The 18425-nt window shown below is 33.2% G+C and carries 16 protein-coding genes; 5 read left to right on the top strand and 11 right to left on the bottom strand.

Translation table 11 applies throughout. The features are described from left to right. Window positions 1–121: 121 nt before the first annotated feature. Window positions 122–1102, bottom strand: coding sequence for a tetraacyldisaccharide 4'-kinase (locus KFE69_10875; protein UTW41999.1), 981 nt, complete (start codon window positions 1100–1102; stop codon window positions 122–124). Window positions 1103–1123: 21 nt separating this feature from the next. After that, window positions 1124–2962 carry a lipid A export permease/ATP-binding protein MsbA gene (gene msbA / locus KFE69_10880; GenBank protein UTW42000.1) on the bottom strand — a complete coding sequence of 613 codons (1839 nt, stop codon included), beginning with the start codon at window positions 2960–2962 and terminating at the stop codon, window positions 1124–1126. Window positions 2963–3111: 149 nt separating this feature from the next. Between msbA and KFE69_10885 the strand changes: the two genes are divergently transcribed. Next, a complete protein-coding gene (locus KFE69_10885) occupies window positions 3112–4341 on the top strand; it encodes a multifunctional CCA addition/repair protein (protein ID UTW42001.1) in 1230 nt (409 codons plus the stop codon). A gap of 175 nt (window positions 4342–4516) precedes the next feature. Here KFE69_10885 and KFE69_10890 read toward each other — a convergent pair whose 3' ends face one another. Further along, entirely contained in the window at window positions 4517–4957 is a 441-nt protein-coding gene (locus tag KFE69_10890) for a hypothetical protein (GenBank protein UTW42002.1), read from the bottom strand. A 388-nt stretch (window positions 4958–5345) separates the two neighbouring features. On the opposite strand from KFE69_10890, the gene rfaD reads away from it, so the two are divergent. The 4 genes from rfaD to KFE69_10910 all read left to right on the top strand — a co-directional run bounded on the left by rfaD (window position 5346) and on the right by KFE69_10910 (window position 10490). Continuing rightward, window positions 5346–6323, top strand: a complete 978-nt coding sequence (gene rfaD / locus KFE69_10895; GenBank protein ID UTW42003.1) for an ADP-glyceromanno-heptose 6-epimerase — start codon at window positions 5346–5348, stop codon at window positions 6321–6323. Between the two features lie 11 nt (window positions 6324–6334). Next, window positions 6335–7612: a lipid IV(A) 3-deoxy-D-manno-octulosonic acid transferase gene (gene waaA, locus KFE69_10900; GenBank protein ID UTW42004.1), complete on the top strand. Its 1278-nt coding sequence runs from the start codon at window positions 6335–6337 to the stop codon at window positions 7610–7612. A gap of 7 nt (window positions 7613–7619) precedes the next feature. Continuing rightward, window positions 7620–8504 carry a polyprenyl synthetase family protein gene (locus KFE69_10905; protein ID UTW42005.1) on the top strand — a complete coding sequence of 295 codons (885 nt, stop codon included), beginning with the start codon at window positions 7620–7622 and terminating at the stop codon, window positions 8502–8504. Between the two features lie 87 nt (window positions 8505–8591). After that, on the top strand, window positions 8592–10490 hold the full coding sequence (locus KFE69_10910) for an EAL domain-containing protein (protein UTW42006.1): 1899 nt from the start codon (window positions 8592–8594) through the stop codon (window positions 10488–10490). A gap of 2 nt (window positions 10491–10492) precedes the next feature. Here the strand turns inward: KFE69_10910 and trkA are convergent, their stop codons facing one another. From trkA to KFE69_10950, 8 genes are all read right to left on the bottom strand, one after another. Next, window positions 10493–11869 carry a Trk system potassium transporter TrkA gene (trkA, locus tag KFE69_10915; protein UTW42007.1) on the bottom strand — a complete coding sequence of 459 codons (1377 nt, stop codon included), beginning with the start codon at window positions 11867–11869 and terminating at the stop codon, window positions 10493–10495. Between the two features lie 69 nt (window positions 11870–11938). Next, window positions 11939–12499, bottom strand: coding sequence for a cob(I)yrinic acid a,c-diamide adenosyltransferase (locus KFE69_10920; protein ID UTW42008.1), 561 nt, complete (start codon window positions 12497–12499; stop codon window positions 11939–11941). Window positions 12500–12511: 12 nt separating this feature from the next. Next, window positions 12512–13240, bottom strand: a complete 729-nt coding sequence (locus KFE69_10925; GenBank protein UTW42009.1) for an aquaporin family protein — start codon at window positions 13238–13240, stop codon at window positions 12512–12514. 17 nt (window positions 13241–13257) lie between these two features. Beyond that, window positions 13258–13914, bottom strand: a complete 657-nt coding sequence (tsaB, locus tag KFE69_10930; protein ID UTW42010.1) for a tRNA (adenosine(37)-N6)-threonylcarbamoyltransferase complex dimerization subunit type 1 TsaB — start codon at window positions 13912–13914, stop codon at window positions 13258–13260. A 5-nt stretch (window positions 13915–13919) separates the two neighbouring features. Next, window positions 13920–15296 (bottom strand): sugar porter family MFS transporter, encoded by a 1377-nt coding sequence (locus KFE69_10935; GenBank protein UTW42011.1) that lies wholly within the window; start codon window positions 15294–15296, stop codon window positions 13920–13922. Window positions 15297–15304: 8 nt separating this feature from the next. After that, entirely contained in the window at window positions 15305–16462 is a 1158-nt protein-coding gene (nagA, locus tag KFE69_10940; protein ID UTW42012.1) for an N-acetylglucosamine-6-phosphate deacetylase, read from the bottom strand. A 1-nt stretch (window position 16463) separates the two neighbouring features. Then, window positions 16464–17498, bottom strand: a complete 1035-nt coding sequence (locus KFE69_10945) for an SIS domain-containing protein (GenBank protein UTW42013.1) — start codon at window positions 17496–17498, stop codon at window positions 16464–16466. A 17-nt stretch (window positions 17499–17515) separates the two neighbouring features. Beyond that, window positions 17516–18397 carry a hypothetical protein gene (locus tag KFE69_10950; protein ID UTW42014.1) on the bottom strand — a complete coding sequence of 294 codons (882 nt, stop codon included), beginning with the start codon at window positions 18395–18397 and terminating at the stop codon, window positions 17516–17518. Between the last annotated feature and the right edge of the window lie 28 nt (window positions 18398–18425).

Genomic DNA, 18425 nt, shown 5'->3' on the forward strand with positions numbered 1-18425 from the left:
AATATTATTCTAAGTATTGATTATTGGGAGACAAGTCTATATGAAATCGCTTAAATAATAAACTAATATTTACAAGTAAAATCTTTATCAATCATTAATTTAGTTATAAAAAATTTGATTATTATATTCTATCTGACAATAATCTGAAAAAGTCTTCATTTATTATTGTTTCTACGGCCAAATACCAATTATTATCATCTGCAATTTCTTTACATTTAACCGCATCCTTTGCTGTCATAATAACCGGCAATTTAGAAGAAAACATTAAATCTTCTTTTTTATATTGGTAATGATCAGGGTACGGCTTTTGTATTACTTTATATCCTATATCTTCTAATGTATTAAAAAATCGTTGTGGATTACCAATACCAGCTACTGCATAAATGGTATCTGCAATTACCTCAGAAGCTAAACGCTTTTCAGCCGTTTTGATATTTATAAGATAGCTTGGTTTAAGCATCATAATGAAATAATTATCTACTAATTGTTTGCAAGGTTTGCCATTATAAATCACAAAATCAATTTGCTCTAATCTTGATTTACCTTCTCGTAAAGGACCTGCTGGAAAAATTAAACCATTGCCTAGTTGACGTTTAGCATCGATAACTACAATTTCAACATCACGCTTTAATTTATAATGCTGTAGCCCATCATCACTAATTACTATATTAACCTCAGGATGACACTGATAAATTAAATCTAAAGCATCTGTACGTTTTGCTGCCACTGCAATTGGGCATTGCAACATTTGATATAACATTAATGGCTCATCACCAACAAGTCTACTTGTAGCACTATCTGTAACAAGCCTATCTTTTTTAGATTTTCTACCATAACCACGTGATATGATTGCTGGTTTATAACCTTTTTTGACTAAATTTTTATAAATCGCTGCCACTAAAGGCGTTTTTCCCACACCACCTAACGTAATATTACCTACAACGATAACAGGCACTCGCACATCTTTAGGTTTAATCATGTGTGTATAATAATAATGGCGCAATTTGCTAATAAGCCAAAAAAAACAAGCAATTGGCAATAATAATAAACTTAAGAAACTAACTTTTTTTCGATACCAAAGCTTGAGAAAAAAAGACTCCATTTATACCACCTTATTTTTATATTAATTAATAAGGTCACCACTATGTTCAGCTTGAGCATGTAGTTGAGCATATAATCCATTTTTAGCTAATAGATTTTGATGCGTTCCTTGTTCAATAATTTTTCCCTCATTAATCACTATAATTTCATCTGCAGTTTCAATCGTTGATAAACGGTGAGCAATCACAAATGTTGTTCTACCTGATTTTAACTCATCCAGCGCTTTTTGTACCAAACGCTCTGATTCATTATCTAATGCTGAAGTTGCTTCATCTAAAATTAATATCGGTGCATCTTTTAAAATAGCTCTAGCAATTGCTACGCGTTGGCGTTGACCACCCGATAAATTCATGCCATTTTCACCAACAACTGTACCTAATTTAGCCGGCAAACGTTGGATAAACTCATAGGCTTGTGCTGCTTTTGCAGCATGAATAACTTCATCTTCAGTTGCGTTCATATTTTTACCATAAGCAATATTATGAAATAAAGTATCATCAAATAAGCAAACATGTTGAGAAACAAATGAAATATGCGAACGTAAATTTTCAAGTGTTAAGTCATTAATATCAACACCATCAACTAAAATCTTACCTGAAGAAGGATTATAAAACCTTGGAATTAAGCTTACTAATGTTGACTTACCACCACCTGAAGGACCAACCAGTGCAACCGTCTTACCTTCCTCTACTGAAAAACTAATACGGTTTAATACTTGTTTTTTCTCTTCTGTTTCATAACTGAAAGAAACATTATCAAATACAACTTGACCTTTAACTTTAGAAACTGTTTTAGTTCCTTTATCAGTCTCATCTTCAGTATCCATTAACTCATATAAATCCTCAACTGCAGCTAATGCTTTTTGAATGGTTGAATTCACATTGGTTAAATTTTTGACTGGTTTCAATAATGCTAGCATAGCAGAGATAAAAGCAGCAAAAGAACCAGCTGATAGCCATTGATGTGACGTATCTACATCCAGCGCCAAATAGATAACTAACGCTAAAATAACAGCACCAACCATTTGAATTAATGGTGATGATATAGAATCAATTAAGCGTACTTTAAGTTGTTGTGTAAATGTATAATAGGCATGCTTATAAAAATGGCGTGACTGATATTGCTGACCACCAAATATACGAATCTCTCGATAACTTTTAATTGTTTCTTCAGCAACATGAGTCACAGAACCCATCGCTTTTTGCGTATTTTTACTAAGTCTTCGAAATTGCTTAGATACCCAAGTAATAAAAATGGCTAAAAATGGTGCTGCAATAAAGATAAACAAAGACAATTTCCAGCTAGTTACAAACAAAACAACCAATAAGCCAATTGCAAACGCACCATCCTGGAAAATAGTAATTAAGGCACTACTTGTCGCTGATGTAATTTGATCAACATTATACAACATTTTTGATAATAATTGCCCAGTTGTTCTTTTATCATAATAGGATGCTGGCAGTGTCAAAAACTTATTAAAAACTTTCACACGATAATTCATCACAATCATTGCACTTAAACGCCCCATATAATAGCTCGAAAGAAAAGCGCCTGAGCCTCTAACTGCCAAAAGACCAATAATAATTAGAGGTAAATACTGAAATATCGAATCAGTTGTATCGACACCACCTTTTGGCCATTGATCTAAAATCGGTTTTAATAAATAAATACTATAAGAGTCAGCTGCAGAATACATAATACTACCGATGACAGAAATCACCAATAATCCCATCATACCTCTGACATCCCATAAGAGTCGTCGATACAATGCCCAGCCACTTGGTTTTATTGGCTCGTTTTTTTTATGTTTTTTCTTTATATGTTTAGCTTTTTTTTCCAATTTAGATGTTTTATCTGACATTTGTAGCCTTAAATTTATACAAATTACAATTCATCAATAGTTTAATGAGTCGAGTTTAAACCTAAGTTGTCGATAACTCAAGTTATTGCACGCGCTCTGCAAAGGTTTATACTATGCTTTCTAAAGAAGCAAAATTTAATTAGATCATTATGAAAATATACTTAGTTGGTGGTGCAGTAAGGGATAAATATCTGCAATTAGAAATTACAGATAAAGACTGGGTGGTTGTTGGTGCAACACCCAATATTATGCGAAAAGAAGGCTTTATCTCTGTTGGTAAAAGCTTTCCCGTATTTTTACACCCGCAAACAAAAGAAGAATATGCACTTGCTCGAACAGAAAAAAAATCTGGCCGAGGCTATCATGGGTTTACTTTTAAAGCAAATCAAGATATCTCAATAGAAGAAGACTTAAAGCGCCGCGACTTAACCATTAATGCCATGGCAGAAGATGAAAATGGTAAGCTCATTGATCCATACAATGGTATTAATGATATTAATCATAAAGTACTTCGTCATGTCAGTGATGCATTTAGCGAAGACCCATTAAGAGTTTTACGTGTTGCACGTTTTTATGCTTTATTTAAACATTTAGGTTTTTCAATTGCTGATGAAACAATTACCTTAATGACAGCCATTACTTCATCTGATGAGTTACGCTATCTATCAGCTGAACGGATATGGCAAGAAACACTGAAAGCGCTTAATAGCCCAACACCATCTGCTTATTTTGAAATATTAAGACAAGTTGGTGCTTTAAAACAATTATTTCCTGAAATTGATCAATTATTTGGTATCCCACAGCCTAAAATACACCACCCTGAAATTGATTGCGGTATTCATACAGTGATGGTGCTTGATCAAGCTGCTAAACTTAATTTATCTGAAGAAGCACGATTTGCATCATTGGTTCATGATCTAGGAAAAGGTACAACACCAGAGTCACTTTGGCCAAAACATATTGGCCATGAAAAACGTGGTATTGAATTGGTTATGCAGCTATGCTATCGCCTACGCATTCCAAAACGCTTTGAACAATTAGGTATGCTTGTTGCTAAATATCATACCCATTGCCATAAAGCATTTGAATTAAGACCTAAGAGTATTGTTGATTTATTTTATCATTTATCTGCGCTTAAACATCCAAATCGCTTTGAAGATTTTTTAATGGCTTGTTTTGCCGACAGCCGTGGGCGCACAGGGTTTGAAAATTATCCTTACCCACAAATGGATTTCTTAAGAGGAGCTAAAAATGCCATTATGAAGGTTTCAACCCAACCTCTCATTGAAAGAGGTTTTAAAGGTAAGGCACTAGGTGACGCCTTAATTAAAGAGCAAATTAACCAAGTTAGACTATTTAAAGATCAATTTAAGCAATAATATACCAAGTTAGTATCTGCTATTTATGTTTTTAATTTTTTTATTTTAATAGTTGACAGCTTAGCTTCATTTATGTATCATTGCTTCATAAATGGGCAGTTACACAACCTTACTCTCTATTGCATCTATGCAATACCTACACACAAAACCCAGTAATTGCTCATTTAATAAATACTTAAAGCAAAGTACAAGAGCTATTTTTTTCATTCTTATTAGAACTAGCCGTTTCAAAAATTCTAACTGGCTGTATAGTTGGAGTATCGAACCTTTCTTTTTCAGCAATAATGCAGTTTTGACAAATCGTATTTACTGCCCTAAATTCCTCAAATGTCTCTATGGCATTTTGCTTTAATGCCACTGTAAATGCTTGATACAACCGATTCATAAATTCAGCATATTCAGATTTTTCATTAATCATTTCAATAGCTTGATCAAATTGCTCGCCTGCTGAATAGGTATCTTCATATCGCTCACTATTTATTTCAATCCAATCCATCGCTTTAATGACGAATTCTTCATCACGTGCTCGCATAAGAACTTTACCAATCATATGCTTTGTTTCATATTCACGATAGGTACTAATTAAGCTACTTTCATTATCATGCTCACTATACATTTTGCTATCTCCTAAATATTACGTTTAACTAAGTATTACTAAACACAAATAATCAAATACATAAGTATCATACATTTTACAGGAGAGTATTTTGAACATTAAAAAATCAAAATAGAAATAATTTAATACTTTTTATAGCATCAATAGCTTACTTAATAATCAGATTTATAATTGGTTATTAAGTATGATTTCTTGCAATATAAATCGTATCAATAACTGTTTATTTGATGACATTTAGAAAATATGCTATACAAAACTTTTATCCAAACACTTCAATAAATATAAAAATAAAAACACGTCATGATGACGTAATTCAAAAAATTTGATAGTATGCTCATTTAGCTTTATAACAGATAGTAAGAATAAATTCTAAAAAGGTATATAAATTATGATTATAGTAACCGGTGGTGCAGGCTTCATTGGTAGTAATATTGTAAAAGGATTAAATGCTAGAGGCGTTACTGATATTTTAGTGGTTGATGACTTAAAAGATGGGCATAAATTTCGTAATTTAGCAGACTGTGATTTCAATGATTATTTAGATAAAGATGATTTCTTAAATGATTTATTAGATGGTATGTATGATGATATTGAAATTGAAGCAATTTTTCATCAAGGCGCTTGTTCTGCTACTACTGAGTGGGATGGCCGTTATATGATGCAAAATAACTTTGAATATTCAAAAGTCTTACTTCATTTTGCATTGAGTCGTAGCATTCCTTTTCTATATGCTTCAAGTGCGGCAACTTATGGTAATAGCGAATCATTTAAAGAAGAGCGTGCAAATGAACTACCTGTTAATGTGTATGGTTTTTCAAAATTTCAATTTGATCAATACGTTCGTTATAATGTGCTTGGTGAAACAACAAGTTTAGTTGTTGGCTTCCGTTATTTTAATGTTTATGGTCCTAGAGAATCACATAAAGGATCAATGGCTTCTGTGGCTTTTCATCATTATAATCAAATTAAAGATACCGATAAAGTCAAATTATTCGGTGCTTATGATGGTTATAACGCAGGTGAGCAATCGCGTGACTTTGTTTATGTTGGCGATGTTGTCGATGTCAACCTATGGTTTTATGATCAGGCTAAAAAAGCTAAAATGCTTGAAGATATTCAAGTATTATCTGGCGTATATAACCTTGGAACAGGCAGAAGTCAGCCATTTAACGATATTGCAAATTCGGTTATTAAATATTTTGGTCACGGTGAAATTGAATATATTGATTTTCCTGAGCATTTAAAAGGCCATTACCAATCATTTACTCAAGCAGATATTTCAAAATTAAGAGCTGTTGGCTATAAAGCACCTTTTAAGCGTGTTGAAGAAGGTGTCAAACTTTATCTAGATTGGTTAACTAAATAATAGATACTTATATGCTTTATTACTTTATACGATTGATTTATAATCTTTTATTTATCATTGCACTGCCATTTGTTTTTTTAAAAAATCTATGGCGAAGTCGCTTAAGCCCAGGATACCGTAAACGTAATTTAGAACGTTTAGGGTTCTGCTCATTACAACTTGATAAGCCAATTTGGATTCATTCCGTTTCAATGGGCGAAACACTTGCCATTGCGCCATTGGTAAAAAAACTCCTCCATAAATACCCTAATAAACAGTTTTTAATCACAACAATGTCAGTAACAGGCAGCGAGCAAGTTACTAAAATCTATCATGACTTTCCACAAGTTAACCATTGCTATTTACCTTATGATATCAGCTTTTGTTTAAATATTTTCTTAAAACGTACTAAACCTCAATGCCTTATTATCATGGAAACAGAATTATGGCCAAACTTACTTTATCTATGTGATAAACACAATATCTATGTTATGTTAACCAATGCTCGCCTATCTGAAAAATCAGCTACTGGTTATCAAAAAATTTCAAAGTTAACTAAAAAAATGCTAAATCAATTAAGCATTGTTGCCGTCCAAAACAAAACCGATGGTGCAAGATTTTTAAAGCTTGGGCTTGAGGATAAAAAATTACAGATTACTGGCAGCTTAAAATATGACATACAAATTTCACAGGAAATGGAGTCGCAGGGTTTAGCATTAAAGCATACTTTTAATAATAGACCTGTTTGGATTGCTGCTTCAACTCACCCTGGGGAAGATGAAGTTATCATTCAAGCACATAAAAATATTTTAAATAAAATTCCTAATGCTTTGTTAATTCATGTACCTCGACACCCTGAACGCTTTGATACTGTCTATGACTTATTAAATAAGGCGTTTAAGACAGCTAAACGCAGTAAAAATGAGCCCGTTTTAGAACAAAATCAAGCTTATCTTGGTGATACGATGGGAGAAATGATGTGCTTATTAAAAGTAAGTGATATTGCTTTTATTGGTGGTAGCTTAATTAAGCGAGGGGGTCATAACACACTTGAACCTGCTGCTTTAGCACTACCTGTATTAAGTGGCCCTCATACCTTCAATTTCGCTGAGATCACACAAACACTGCTTGATGCAAATGCATTAATTATTGTTAAAGATATCCAGTCTTTAACCAATCACTTATTAGATCTTTTTCAAAATCAATCACAACGTAATACACTTGGCGAAAATGCTTATCACGTTGTCAAGTCTAACCAAGGCGCACTTCAACATCAATTTGATTTAGCTTGCCAATTAATCGATGCTTAAAATACTTATGGAAGACTTTATAAAACCTTATATTAAACGCATAAATCAATTTTTAAGTGAATGTCTTAACCATCAAGAAATTCATGCCACTTATTTAAAAGAAGCACTTTTATATTCAGCATTAAATGGAGGCAAACGCATTCGTGCTATCTTAGTTTATTTTTCAGGTGAAATTTTTAATGCTAATATTCAGGCATTAGATTATGCTGCAAGTGCAATAGAATTAATTCATGCCTACTCTCTAGTACACGATGACTTGCCAGCTATGGATGATGATGCATTAAGACGTGGCAAACCAACTTGCCATCTTCAGTTTGATGAAGCCACTGCAATACTTGCTGGTGATCTCATGCAATCACTAACCTTTAGTATTTTAACTAACCCAGTTATCAAAAACTATGATATCTCATCAGAACAAATACTCTTTGCCATCCGTTCATTAAGCTTAGCTGCAAATGATATGGTCTCAGGCCAAGTATTAGATTTACAATCTGAAAATAAAAAAATAGACTTTAAAACACTAAAACATATTCATACACTTAAAACAGCTAGGTTAATTACAGCAGCGTTAGAGCTTGGATTAATATTCTCTAGGGAATTTAACAATGAATCTTACAAACACTCACTTAAAACTATTGGCTTATCACTAGGACTAGCGTTTCAAATTCAAGATGATATTTTAGATATTACATCAACAACTGAAATATTAGGAAAACCACAAGGCAGTGACTTTTCTCATAATAAAGCAACCTACCCAAATTTACTTGGCCTTGAACAAAGCCAAACCCTACTAAGAGAAACATTTAAAGAAGCTTATCTTGCTACAAGCCTCTTGCCTAAAAGCCAGATATTAGCTGACCTGATTCAATGGATTGAAAATAGATCTTTTTAATTAAAACAAACTAACAATATATAAAATAATATTCTATGCTTATATAAATAGATATTAAATTATTTTTTTAAATTTAAAGATATAACCATGAATACATCACAGCTTGAAATTCAAAAGAAAATGCAGGGAGTCTTATTTAAAAACTCTGTCCATACTAGCTTTTATAATCTAGCGTTAGCAATTGCTTTTATTTATTTGCTGCCTAATGTTCATCTTTTGACTGTATCAACATCTATTTGGTTTTTATTGATGATTTTAGCTGTATTAAGTCGCTTTTTATCTGGCTATTATTCAAAACAGCTAAACTACAAATATGCTTATTATATTCAATTAGTTAGTATATTTATGACTGGTATTTTATGGGCTTGGGTCTATTGGTTTTTTTATGATGCTAATAATCAATTTCAACAAATGTTGATACTCTTATTATTAATAGGTATCTCAGCTGCAAGCATTGTATCGATGGCGCCTTCTAAAATGTGCTATCTAGCTTTTAGCTTGCCAGTGATACTTTCCGTATTAATAACAAACCTTTTAATTACTAGTCCTAATAGTATCGCAGTGATTACTTTAGCACTAATTTACTACTTATTTTTAGTTACACTTCATAGGCAAAACCACCAATTATTACTTAGTAATTATAATCTTGAAATTAAACGTGGAAGACTTATTTCAATTTTAAATAAGAAAAACCAAACAGACCATTTAACTGGCTTATTAAATAGAAAATCATTTAAGTTTATAGCTGAAAAAGAGTTACTTAAAGCTAAACATTCCAAACAGTATTTATCAATTATTCTTTGTGATATTGACTACTTTAAACAAATTAACGATAAATATGGCCATCATATGGGAGATGAAGTTCTCAAGTATATCTCAATAATTTTTAAAGAAAAATTTAAACAATATCCTATTGCACGAATCGGTGGTGATGAATTTGCTATTTTAGTTACAGGTTTATATACAAGTAATGAAATAGAATTAGTAGCAAGAAATATTTTAAATTCAATTGCATCTGAAATATCAATCAAACACTATCAAATTAGAATAGGTCTAAGTCTTGGTATCGCATCCTACCCTAGCTCTGGAAGTTCTATTGAAAAATTAGAACGCAGTGCCGACATCTCGCTTTATAAAGCAAAAGAATTAGGCAGAAATCAATATGTTATCTTTTCCGATGAACTATACCAAGATTATATAAAAAATGAAATAATTTATGATGCTATACTACAACCCTTTGAGCAAAGCTTCACATTCCACTATCAACCTATTTATCAAATAGCTAATGAAACTCAATTAATTAAAGGGGTGGAATTATTAATTAGATCAAAAATAGATTTTGATAAACCAATCCATGCAAATGATATTCTTTCAGTGGCAGATAGACGAGGCTTAGTCATTCAGTTTGGGTTTTATACATTTAAGATGGCTTTAAATGAAATTAGAAGTTTAATCAAACGATACAAAAATTATTTCTTTTCTATTAATATATCAACTAAGTTGATAGAAGATACATCAAACCGTAAAAAAATGCTTAGTTTAATAGAGTATTATGGCATTAACCCCCAGAAAATTATATTAGAGATTACTGAAACATCTCTCTTTTCATGCCATCAAACCACATTATATGCTTTAAATGAATTAAAAAATTATGGCTTTAGAATTGCTATTGATGATTTTGGTAAAGGCCACTCTTCACTGAGTCGTTTAAGTAATTTACCTGCAGATATACTCAAACTAGATATGGAGTTTATCAAAAAAATAACAGATGATTTTAATGTCTATATAATTGTTAAATGGATTATACAACTCACTCACAATTTAAATATGCAAATCATAGCTGAGGGTATAGAAACAATAGAACAATATAATATGCTACAGTCATTAGAATGTAATTTAATGCAAGGTTATTTACTAGCAAAACCACTTACAAAAAATCAACTGATCACTCATAGCACAACATCTAGTGATACCACACCCAACTAAAACTATACAAATACTGGTGCTACTTGAAAACGTTTTTCTATCGTTGGAATATCTCGAGTATTGGCAACAAAGACAATCAAGTGATCGCCTGATTGAATTTCCACATCATCGTGAGCCACAATCACTTCATTATCACGATATAAAGCACCACAACGAACAGAGGCAGGTAAGTCTAATTGACCAATATTTTTACCAATAACACCTGATGTTTCTTTGCTTCCATGAGCAACAATTTCAATTGCTTCACAACTTCCACCAAGCATAGAGTAAACACTGACCATATCTCCTTTACGTAAATGCGTTAGAATCACACCAATGGTAATACGTTGAGGAGATAACGCTCTATCAATTGAATGACCATCATCAATTAATTCGGCATAACTCATATGATTGACTAAAGCAATAGTACTTTTAGCACCTAAACGTTTGGCAAGCATTGCTGACATAATATTTGCCTCATCATCATTAGTCACTGCGCAAAAAAGATCGGTATCTTCAATATTTTCATTCTGTAGTAATTCTGCATCTGCTGCATCGCCAGCTAAAACAATAGTTTCATTTAAATATTCAGCCGCTTTGTAACATCGTTTTGCATCACGCTCAATTAGTTTACAACTATAATGCTCTTCTAACTGTTTTGCAAAATACATACCAATATTACCACCACCTGCGACAAATATACGTTTAATTTTATTTTGCTGGGGTTGAAATAGTACTAATATTTTCTGTGTTTTTGAAGCTTCACAAACAAAAAAAACGGTATCAAAAGCCCTTAATATCGTATCAGCATCAAACTCAATCATCGAGCCACTGCGAAAAATTGCAACGACTCTCGCATCAACATTTAATGGTAAATCTTGACGAAATTCACGAATACTAATGCCATTTAGACTCGACCCAATATTAATGGCAGCTTCAACCATATGGATTTGGCTATTAGCAAAATCTAATACTTGAAAGGAACCTGGATGCTCTACTAAACGTACCATACGCCGTGTAACTAAGTCTGCTGGATTGATAATTAAATCAATTGGAATATGATCATTATCAAATAATTGCGGGTAACGCCCAAAATTTTTATTTCTTAATCTTGCAATTTTCATTGGTGTTTTATACAGACTATAAGCTACCTGACAGGCAACAATATTCACTTCATCATTATTCGTTACCGCAATCAGCATATCTGCATCCATAGCGCCTGCATCATCAAGTATATGAGGGTGTGCACCAGAGCCACAAATTGTTTTGATATCAAACTTATTTTGTAAATGCTGTAGTTTATCCATATCAACATCAACAAGGCTAATATCATGATCATATTGAAGGTTTTTTGCTAATGATGTACCAACTTGACCTGCACCTAGAATAATTATTTTCATTTACTTTCTTGTTTTATTTATACTTATTTTATTTAGTGAATTATAGCATATATCTATTATGACTTCATTTTATTTCATTGTTCTGTGACTCTGCCAATATATCTCTGGCTGGTCTTTTGATACATTTAAGTATCTAGCCAACACAAATAACAAATCAGATAAACGATTCAAATAAATTAATAAATATTCACTTAATTTTTCATACCTAGATAAACTGACAAGATGTCGTTCACAACGTCGAGATACAGCTCGAGCTATATGACAGAATGATGCAGCCTGATTTCCTCCAGGTAAAATAAATTCTTTTAAAGGTGGCAGTTGATCATTAAACTGATCAATTTTATTTTCTATATAATTTATTGTCTCTTGAGTAATTTTTTGATATTCAGGTAATGTAATTTCTCCACCAAAGTCAAATAATTGATGTTGCAGAGTAAGTAGTAAGTCACAAACTATTTTCTGATCGGATTGAAGAAAGCTTTGGATTAAACCCAACCATGAATTTAACTCATCTAATTCACCATTGAGCGTGATTTTTGGATGATCTTTAATCAATACTTGGTTGGTTGCTGTTTTTGTTTTTTTCTTATCACCAGTTTTTGTATATAGCTTAGATAAACGATAGCCCATAAATATAATAACCTAAATAAATAGTAATTTTGCAAATAAAATACCGAAAAAACAGCCAATGACAGGCCCTATAATAGGAACCCAAGCATATGACCACTCAGATGAGCCTTTATTAGCAATCGGTAAAATGCTATGCGCAATTCTTGGTCCAAAATCACGTGCGGGGTTAATTGCATAACCTGTTGGCCCACCTAAAGATAAGCCAATTGCCCATACTGCAAAACCAAAAACATAAGGAATATCTACGGTTACCCACTGATGGTTATAATATTTTAAAAGTGCTGCTACAAATACGATTAATGAAAAACTAGCTATCACTTCACATAATAGATTAGAAAAAGGAGACTTTATCTCAGGAGAAGTTGAAAATACTAACAATTTAAACCTTTGGTTATCAGTCGCTTTCCAATGTGGTAGATAAGAAAGCCAAACAAGTACACCACCAATTATTGCACCAACGATTTGTGCAATAATTAACATTATCACATGGCCAATATTAGAATAAATTCCAAAAAAATACTTTGCAATTGAAACAATTGGATTAATATCAGCCTGGGCTGAGCCACCAGCCTGTGCCATATAGACACCAATCATAACTGCAAAGCCCCACCCTGCTGTTATCACAATCCAACCTGAATTCTCTGCTTTAGAATGTTTTAATAAAACACCTGCAACAACCCCACCTCCAAAAAGAATCAGAAACATTGTACCAACTAACTCTCCAATAAACGCATGATCCATTCAATCAATTCCCTATTCTATTTAGCTCGTTTTTTCCAATTCTTAACTCCTTGTAAGTAAACAGGCTGCAACATCTCAATTTCACTAAGCGTCTGCTTTGAAGCAATTTGATCTAATAAAGTTGGCATAATAAAGCGTAATGACAATGGGCCTGCAACATGCTGTTGATAATGGTCATCATTAATTTTAAATCCATCACCAACTAAATCCTTTGTTTGATAGTCAAGTTCTAATGCACTTGTATGAATACCTTTTTCAACCACTGTTTCAACAATTCCACTTACTTTTTTACGATAATGGCCATAATAAATATCATCCATTCTTGCATCAAGACCAACTTGAATTTGACTCAGTTTTTCCTTTTCCATCACCATAATCGCAATGGCACTCATAGATGAAAAAGCAATGACTGGTTTATCTATTGCATAGGCTAAGCCTTGTATTACAGAGACACCTAACCTTACTCCAACAAAGCTTCCTGGGCCAATGCCACAAGCAAAATAGTCAATATCTTCCATATTAACTTGCTGCTCTTTTAATAAATCATCAATCGTTGGAATCACTAACTCATTATGCTTACGAGCCTGTAAAATTGTCTTGCCATAAACAGATTGATCAACTAATAATGCAACACTACAACTATCTGTAGAAGTATCTAATGCCAATATTTTCATGCTATTCACGTTTTAACTATATTCTGCTGTTTATTATTATACGCTCTTTCAATTTCTTCCAGTGTTTTTCCTTTTGTTTTTGGTACAAATAGCACAACTAGGATAAAATAGATTGACGTAAAGCAAGAAAATAACCAGAAAGCACCACTATAGCCTAATTGATTTACCATAGGTAAAAACTCAGATGCCAAAATTGCTGAGGCTGCACTATTTAAAAATAATGCCACTGCCATCCCACGACTACGAATTCTTGATGGTAATAACTCAGATAAAAGTGTCCAGACTAAAGCACCAGGCCCAAATGCAAAGCTAATTATATAGCCAATTAAACCAACTAACACTAGATAGCCTTTTAGTTGGTTATCTGGCAATAACTGATACATCAATGCACAAAAAGCTAGTGAAATAACAATACCTGCTGTACCATATGCAACTAATGTTTTTCGCTCAAAACGATCAACAATCATAAATGTGATAATAGTGACAATAAAATTAACAACCGCAATGGTTGTTCCTCCTAATAAAGAAGCCTGATTACTTTCTAAGCCAGACCCTTTTAATATGGTTGCACTAAATTGTAAGAATACATTAATCCCAGTTAATTGGTTTAATATGCCAATTGCACAAACCAATAAAAGTGCAAAAATATACTTTTTCTGAAATAAGAGCTTAAACATTACAACATTATTTTTCTGACCTAATGTTTGCTTCATCTCTGCTAACTGTTTGTTAGCTTCATCTTGAGTATTACTAAAACATAACACGTTATAAGCTTCTGAAAACCGCCCCTTTAATGCTAACCAACGAGGTGATTCTTTAATAAAGAGAGATACTACCAATAATATAATCGCTGGAATCACTGCAGTTAGAAACATACCTCGCCAATTTCCATCGCCTAGAAATAAAAGACCTGATGCCGTTGCAATGGCAATACCAAATGTTAATAACAACTGAAAAGAAACAATACCGCGACCACGCAAATTTGTCGGCATGGATTCTGCTAAATATAAAGGCGTTACAATCGTAATAATACCCACTGAAACACCTTGAATTAACCTTCCCAATAATAATTCTTCATAGCTATTAGCAAATGTCACTAATAAAACACCAATAATAAAAATAACACCTGATATACGAACCATGACTCTTCGGCCTAGCCAGTCTGCTAAAAACCCTGCTATTAACGTTGCTAGTGCGCCACCACCTAAAACAGCTGCAGCAATAATTGATAACTGTTGATCCGTCATAGGAATATCTTTTTTTACAAATAAAAATACACCATTAATTACACCGATATCATATCCATATAACATACCCGCGATGGCGATTGAAAATAGCATTATTTTAGCACTCATATTAGAGTTTTGGTCATCCGACGGCATCTTATTGATTAACTCCTATATTCACCCATAAACCATGTACTTTTTACATTAATCTGTTCATCTAATACTGACAAACAAGCATAATATCCTTCTTTTATTTGGCCATAACAATGATCCACTTTAAGCTTTTTAGCTGGATTTAGCGTTGCCATTAAAATAGCATCTTCCAAAGTTACACCTGCTAATTGATGAATATTTTGCACTGCTTGATTCATTGTTAATATACTACCGGCTAAAACCCCATTATCAAGTCTTGCTTGATTTCCTTTAACCGTTACGCTTTGGCTACCTAGTTGAAACCTACCATCACCTGCTCTTTGAGCACTAATGGCATCGGTAATTAAAATAATCCTATCCTTTCCTAATAACTTAACACTCAACTTCATGATCTCTGGCGACAAATGCACACCATCAGCAATTAACTCTGCGCTGACTTTGTCATCTAGTAAAACAGCCATTGCAAGCCCTGGATTACGTTTATCTAAGCCACTCATTGCATTATAAAGATGTGTTGCATGTGTAATGCCAGATGTAAATGCATTTTGTGCTTGGCAGCATTTTGCCGATGAATGACCTGCAGATAAAATCACATTTGCATCACTTAATTTATGAATAACTTCCATCGCACCATCTATCTCTGGTGCTATTGTTAACTGGCGAATTAAGCCACCTGAAAGCTTCTGCCATTTAGAAAATAACTCATAATCTGCTTTTTGTATATATTGGGCTGGTTGCGCCCCCATATAGTCTGAATTAATAAAAGGCCCTTCTAAATGTACACCTAATAAATTTGGTAGCTCATTTGCTTTATAGGTCGCATCTACTGTAGTTAATACATTAGAGATCATTGACTCAGACGCCGTCATCGTTGTTGCTAAAAACCCACAAACACCTTGTTCTAGTAAAGACTGACTAATTGTTATTAAACTTTCTTTTGATGCATCCATTACATCAGCACCACAACTGCCATGAATATGCAAATCAATAAAACCTGGAATCAAGCTATCTGTTTTATCAAGCTTGATTTTAGCAATTGTATGAGAATAATCATCTACAGGCTTAACTGAGTGAATAAGCTTACCCTTTACCTCAACTGCCATATCTTCTACAAATTGACCATTAAGAAAGACCTTAGCACCTGTGATAATATAATGCTTAGGTGACATATCAGTACGTCTCAGTTACTTTCATTAAGTTTTCTGGTTTATCTGGATTAAGTCCCCGTGCTTTCGCTAATCTTGCTGCCATGATATAAAACGATTGAATGACTAATAATGGATCAAGAATAGGATGTAAGCTCTCTGGCATGGGTAGTCGCGTACTTGAAATAAGATGTTCGACTTTTCCAGGCATTGCAAATAAGGTTTTTGCTCCTAATTCTGTCATTTTTTTGGTCACATCCAAGGTACCTTTTAATGATGCATCATTCTGTGCAAATATAAGTACTGGAAAATGTCGTTTTACTAATGCAAATGGGCCATGTAATAATTCAGCCGAGCTAAAAGCTTCTGCATGTAAGTTAGAAGTTTCTTTTAATTTTAAAGCCGCCTCTTGAGCAATAGGAAGCCCATAACCACGAGCTGTAATATAGGTATTAGAACTTAAATAAAGTGCATCAATTGCTGCTGTCCAATTCATCTTAGTACAAGCTTCAAGATATTCAGGTAATCGATTTAATGCTTGAAGTAATTGTTTATTATTTTGATACATTGCAATAAACTGAATTAGTGCAACTAAAGTTGCTATAAAGCTTTTTGTTGCCGCAATTGCATGCTCTTTATCTGCCCAAACTGGAATTGGGTTTGTTGCAATTGACGCAAGTGGTGAATTTTTTCGATTAACCAAAGCAATGGTTTGTGCACCTGATTCAGTTGCTGTTTGGAAAAATTGGCAAATATCAGGTGACTGTCCTGATTGTGAAATAGCCACAACTAACGCATTTTGCATTTTCAATACTTGGTTATAAATTGTAACCGTTGAAGGTGCAGCAGAAGCTGTGACTAAATTTAAATTAATTTCAAATAAATATTTTGCAAATGTAGCAGCATGGTCAGATGAACCACGTGCAATAGTCACTGCAAATGATGGTTCATTAGCCTTCATTTTATCAACGACTTCCTGCCATAAATGAACATTTTTTGTTAATTGATTATGAATCTTTTCAGGCGTACTTAATGCCTCTTTTTCCATTACACTAATCATAGTTAACCCTTTTAAATTTATATCATATTATTTATTTTTTTTAATTGGTATAGTGCGCCATCTAGTGCATTACCCTTTCGTTGAACTAACCGACTTCGAACATCATCTGGTAGAAATGCTTCTATATATTCACTTAATCCACCGGCTAATGATAATGGTAAGTGTAGCTTAGTTTGTGCCTTATTTTCTAATGCTTTGATCACTTGATTAATTTCATTGGCTGCTTTTTGCATAATTTCACAGCTCGCTTGATCCTTTTTTAATGCTCCTTCAACAACAAATGCACAAAATTGGCCAAACTCATAGGGCGTTGCTTGAATTACCGTATCTAATAGCTGAAATGGATCGTGATTATACTTGGATAATATTAATTCACTTAATTGACTTTGCTTTACTCTACCATCGACTACTTGAAACGTATGACGAACTGCCTCTAGTCCTACCCAAGCACCACCTCCTTCATCAGAATAAGGAAAACCCCAACCAGCAACATCAATGAATTGTTCATTCTCAATCTGAAACCCTTTAACACCTGTTCCAACAATTACCAATGCACCATCACAACCACCATGTGCACCTAAACATGCGATATGTGCATCAGATAAAACATATAAATCTTTAATATAGCTTGGTTTAAGCGCTTTAAATTTTTCTAATGAATAAACGGATTCAAACCCTGCCATACCTAAAACAGCACTTAAGTGATTTAATTTATTTAATGGTAAAATCCCCTTAATTCCTGCTTCAATTGAAGCCCATGCTTTTTCAGGCGATGTTTTAATATTGCCTGGTGTTGATCTAGCATTACCAATTATATGATAGTCACAATCTAATAAACGAATGGTCGTTTTAGTACCACCGCCATCAGCCAGCAAATAATAAGATTTTGAATCACTCATTTAAGATTTTACAATTTATTGATTAGTT

Source organism: bacterium SCSIO 12844, assembly GCA_024397935.1.
Classification (GTDB): Bacteria; Pseudomonadota; Gammaproteobacteria; order Francisellales; family Francisellaceae; genus M0027.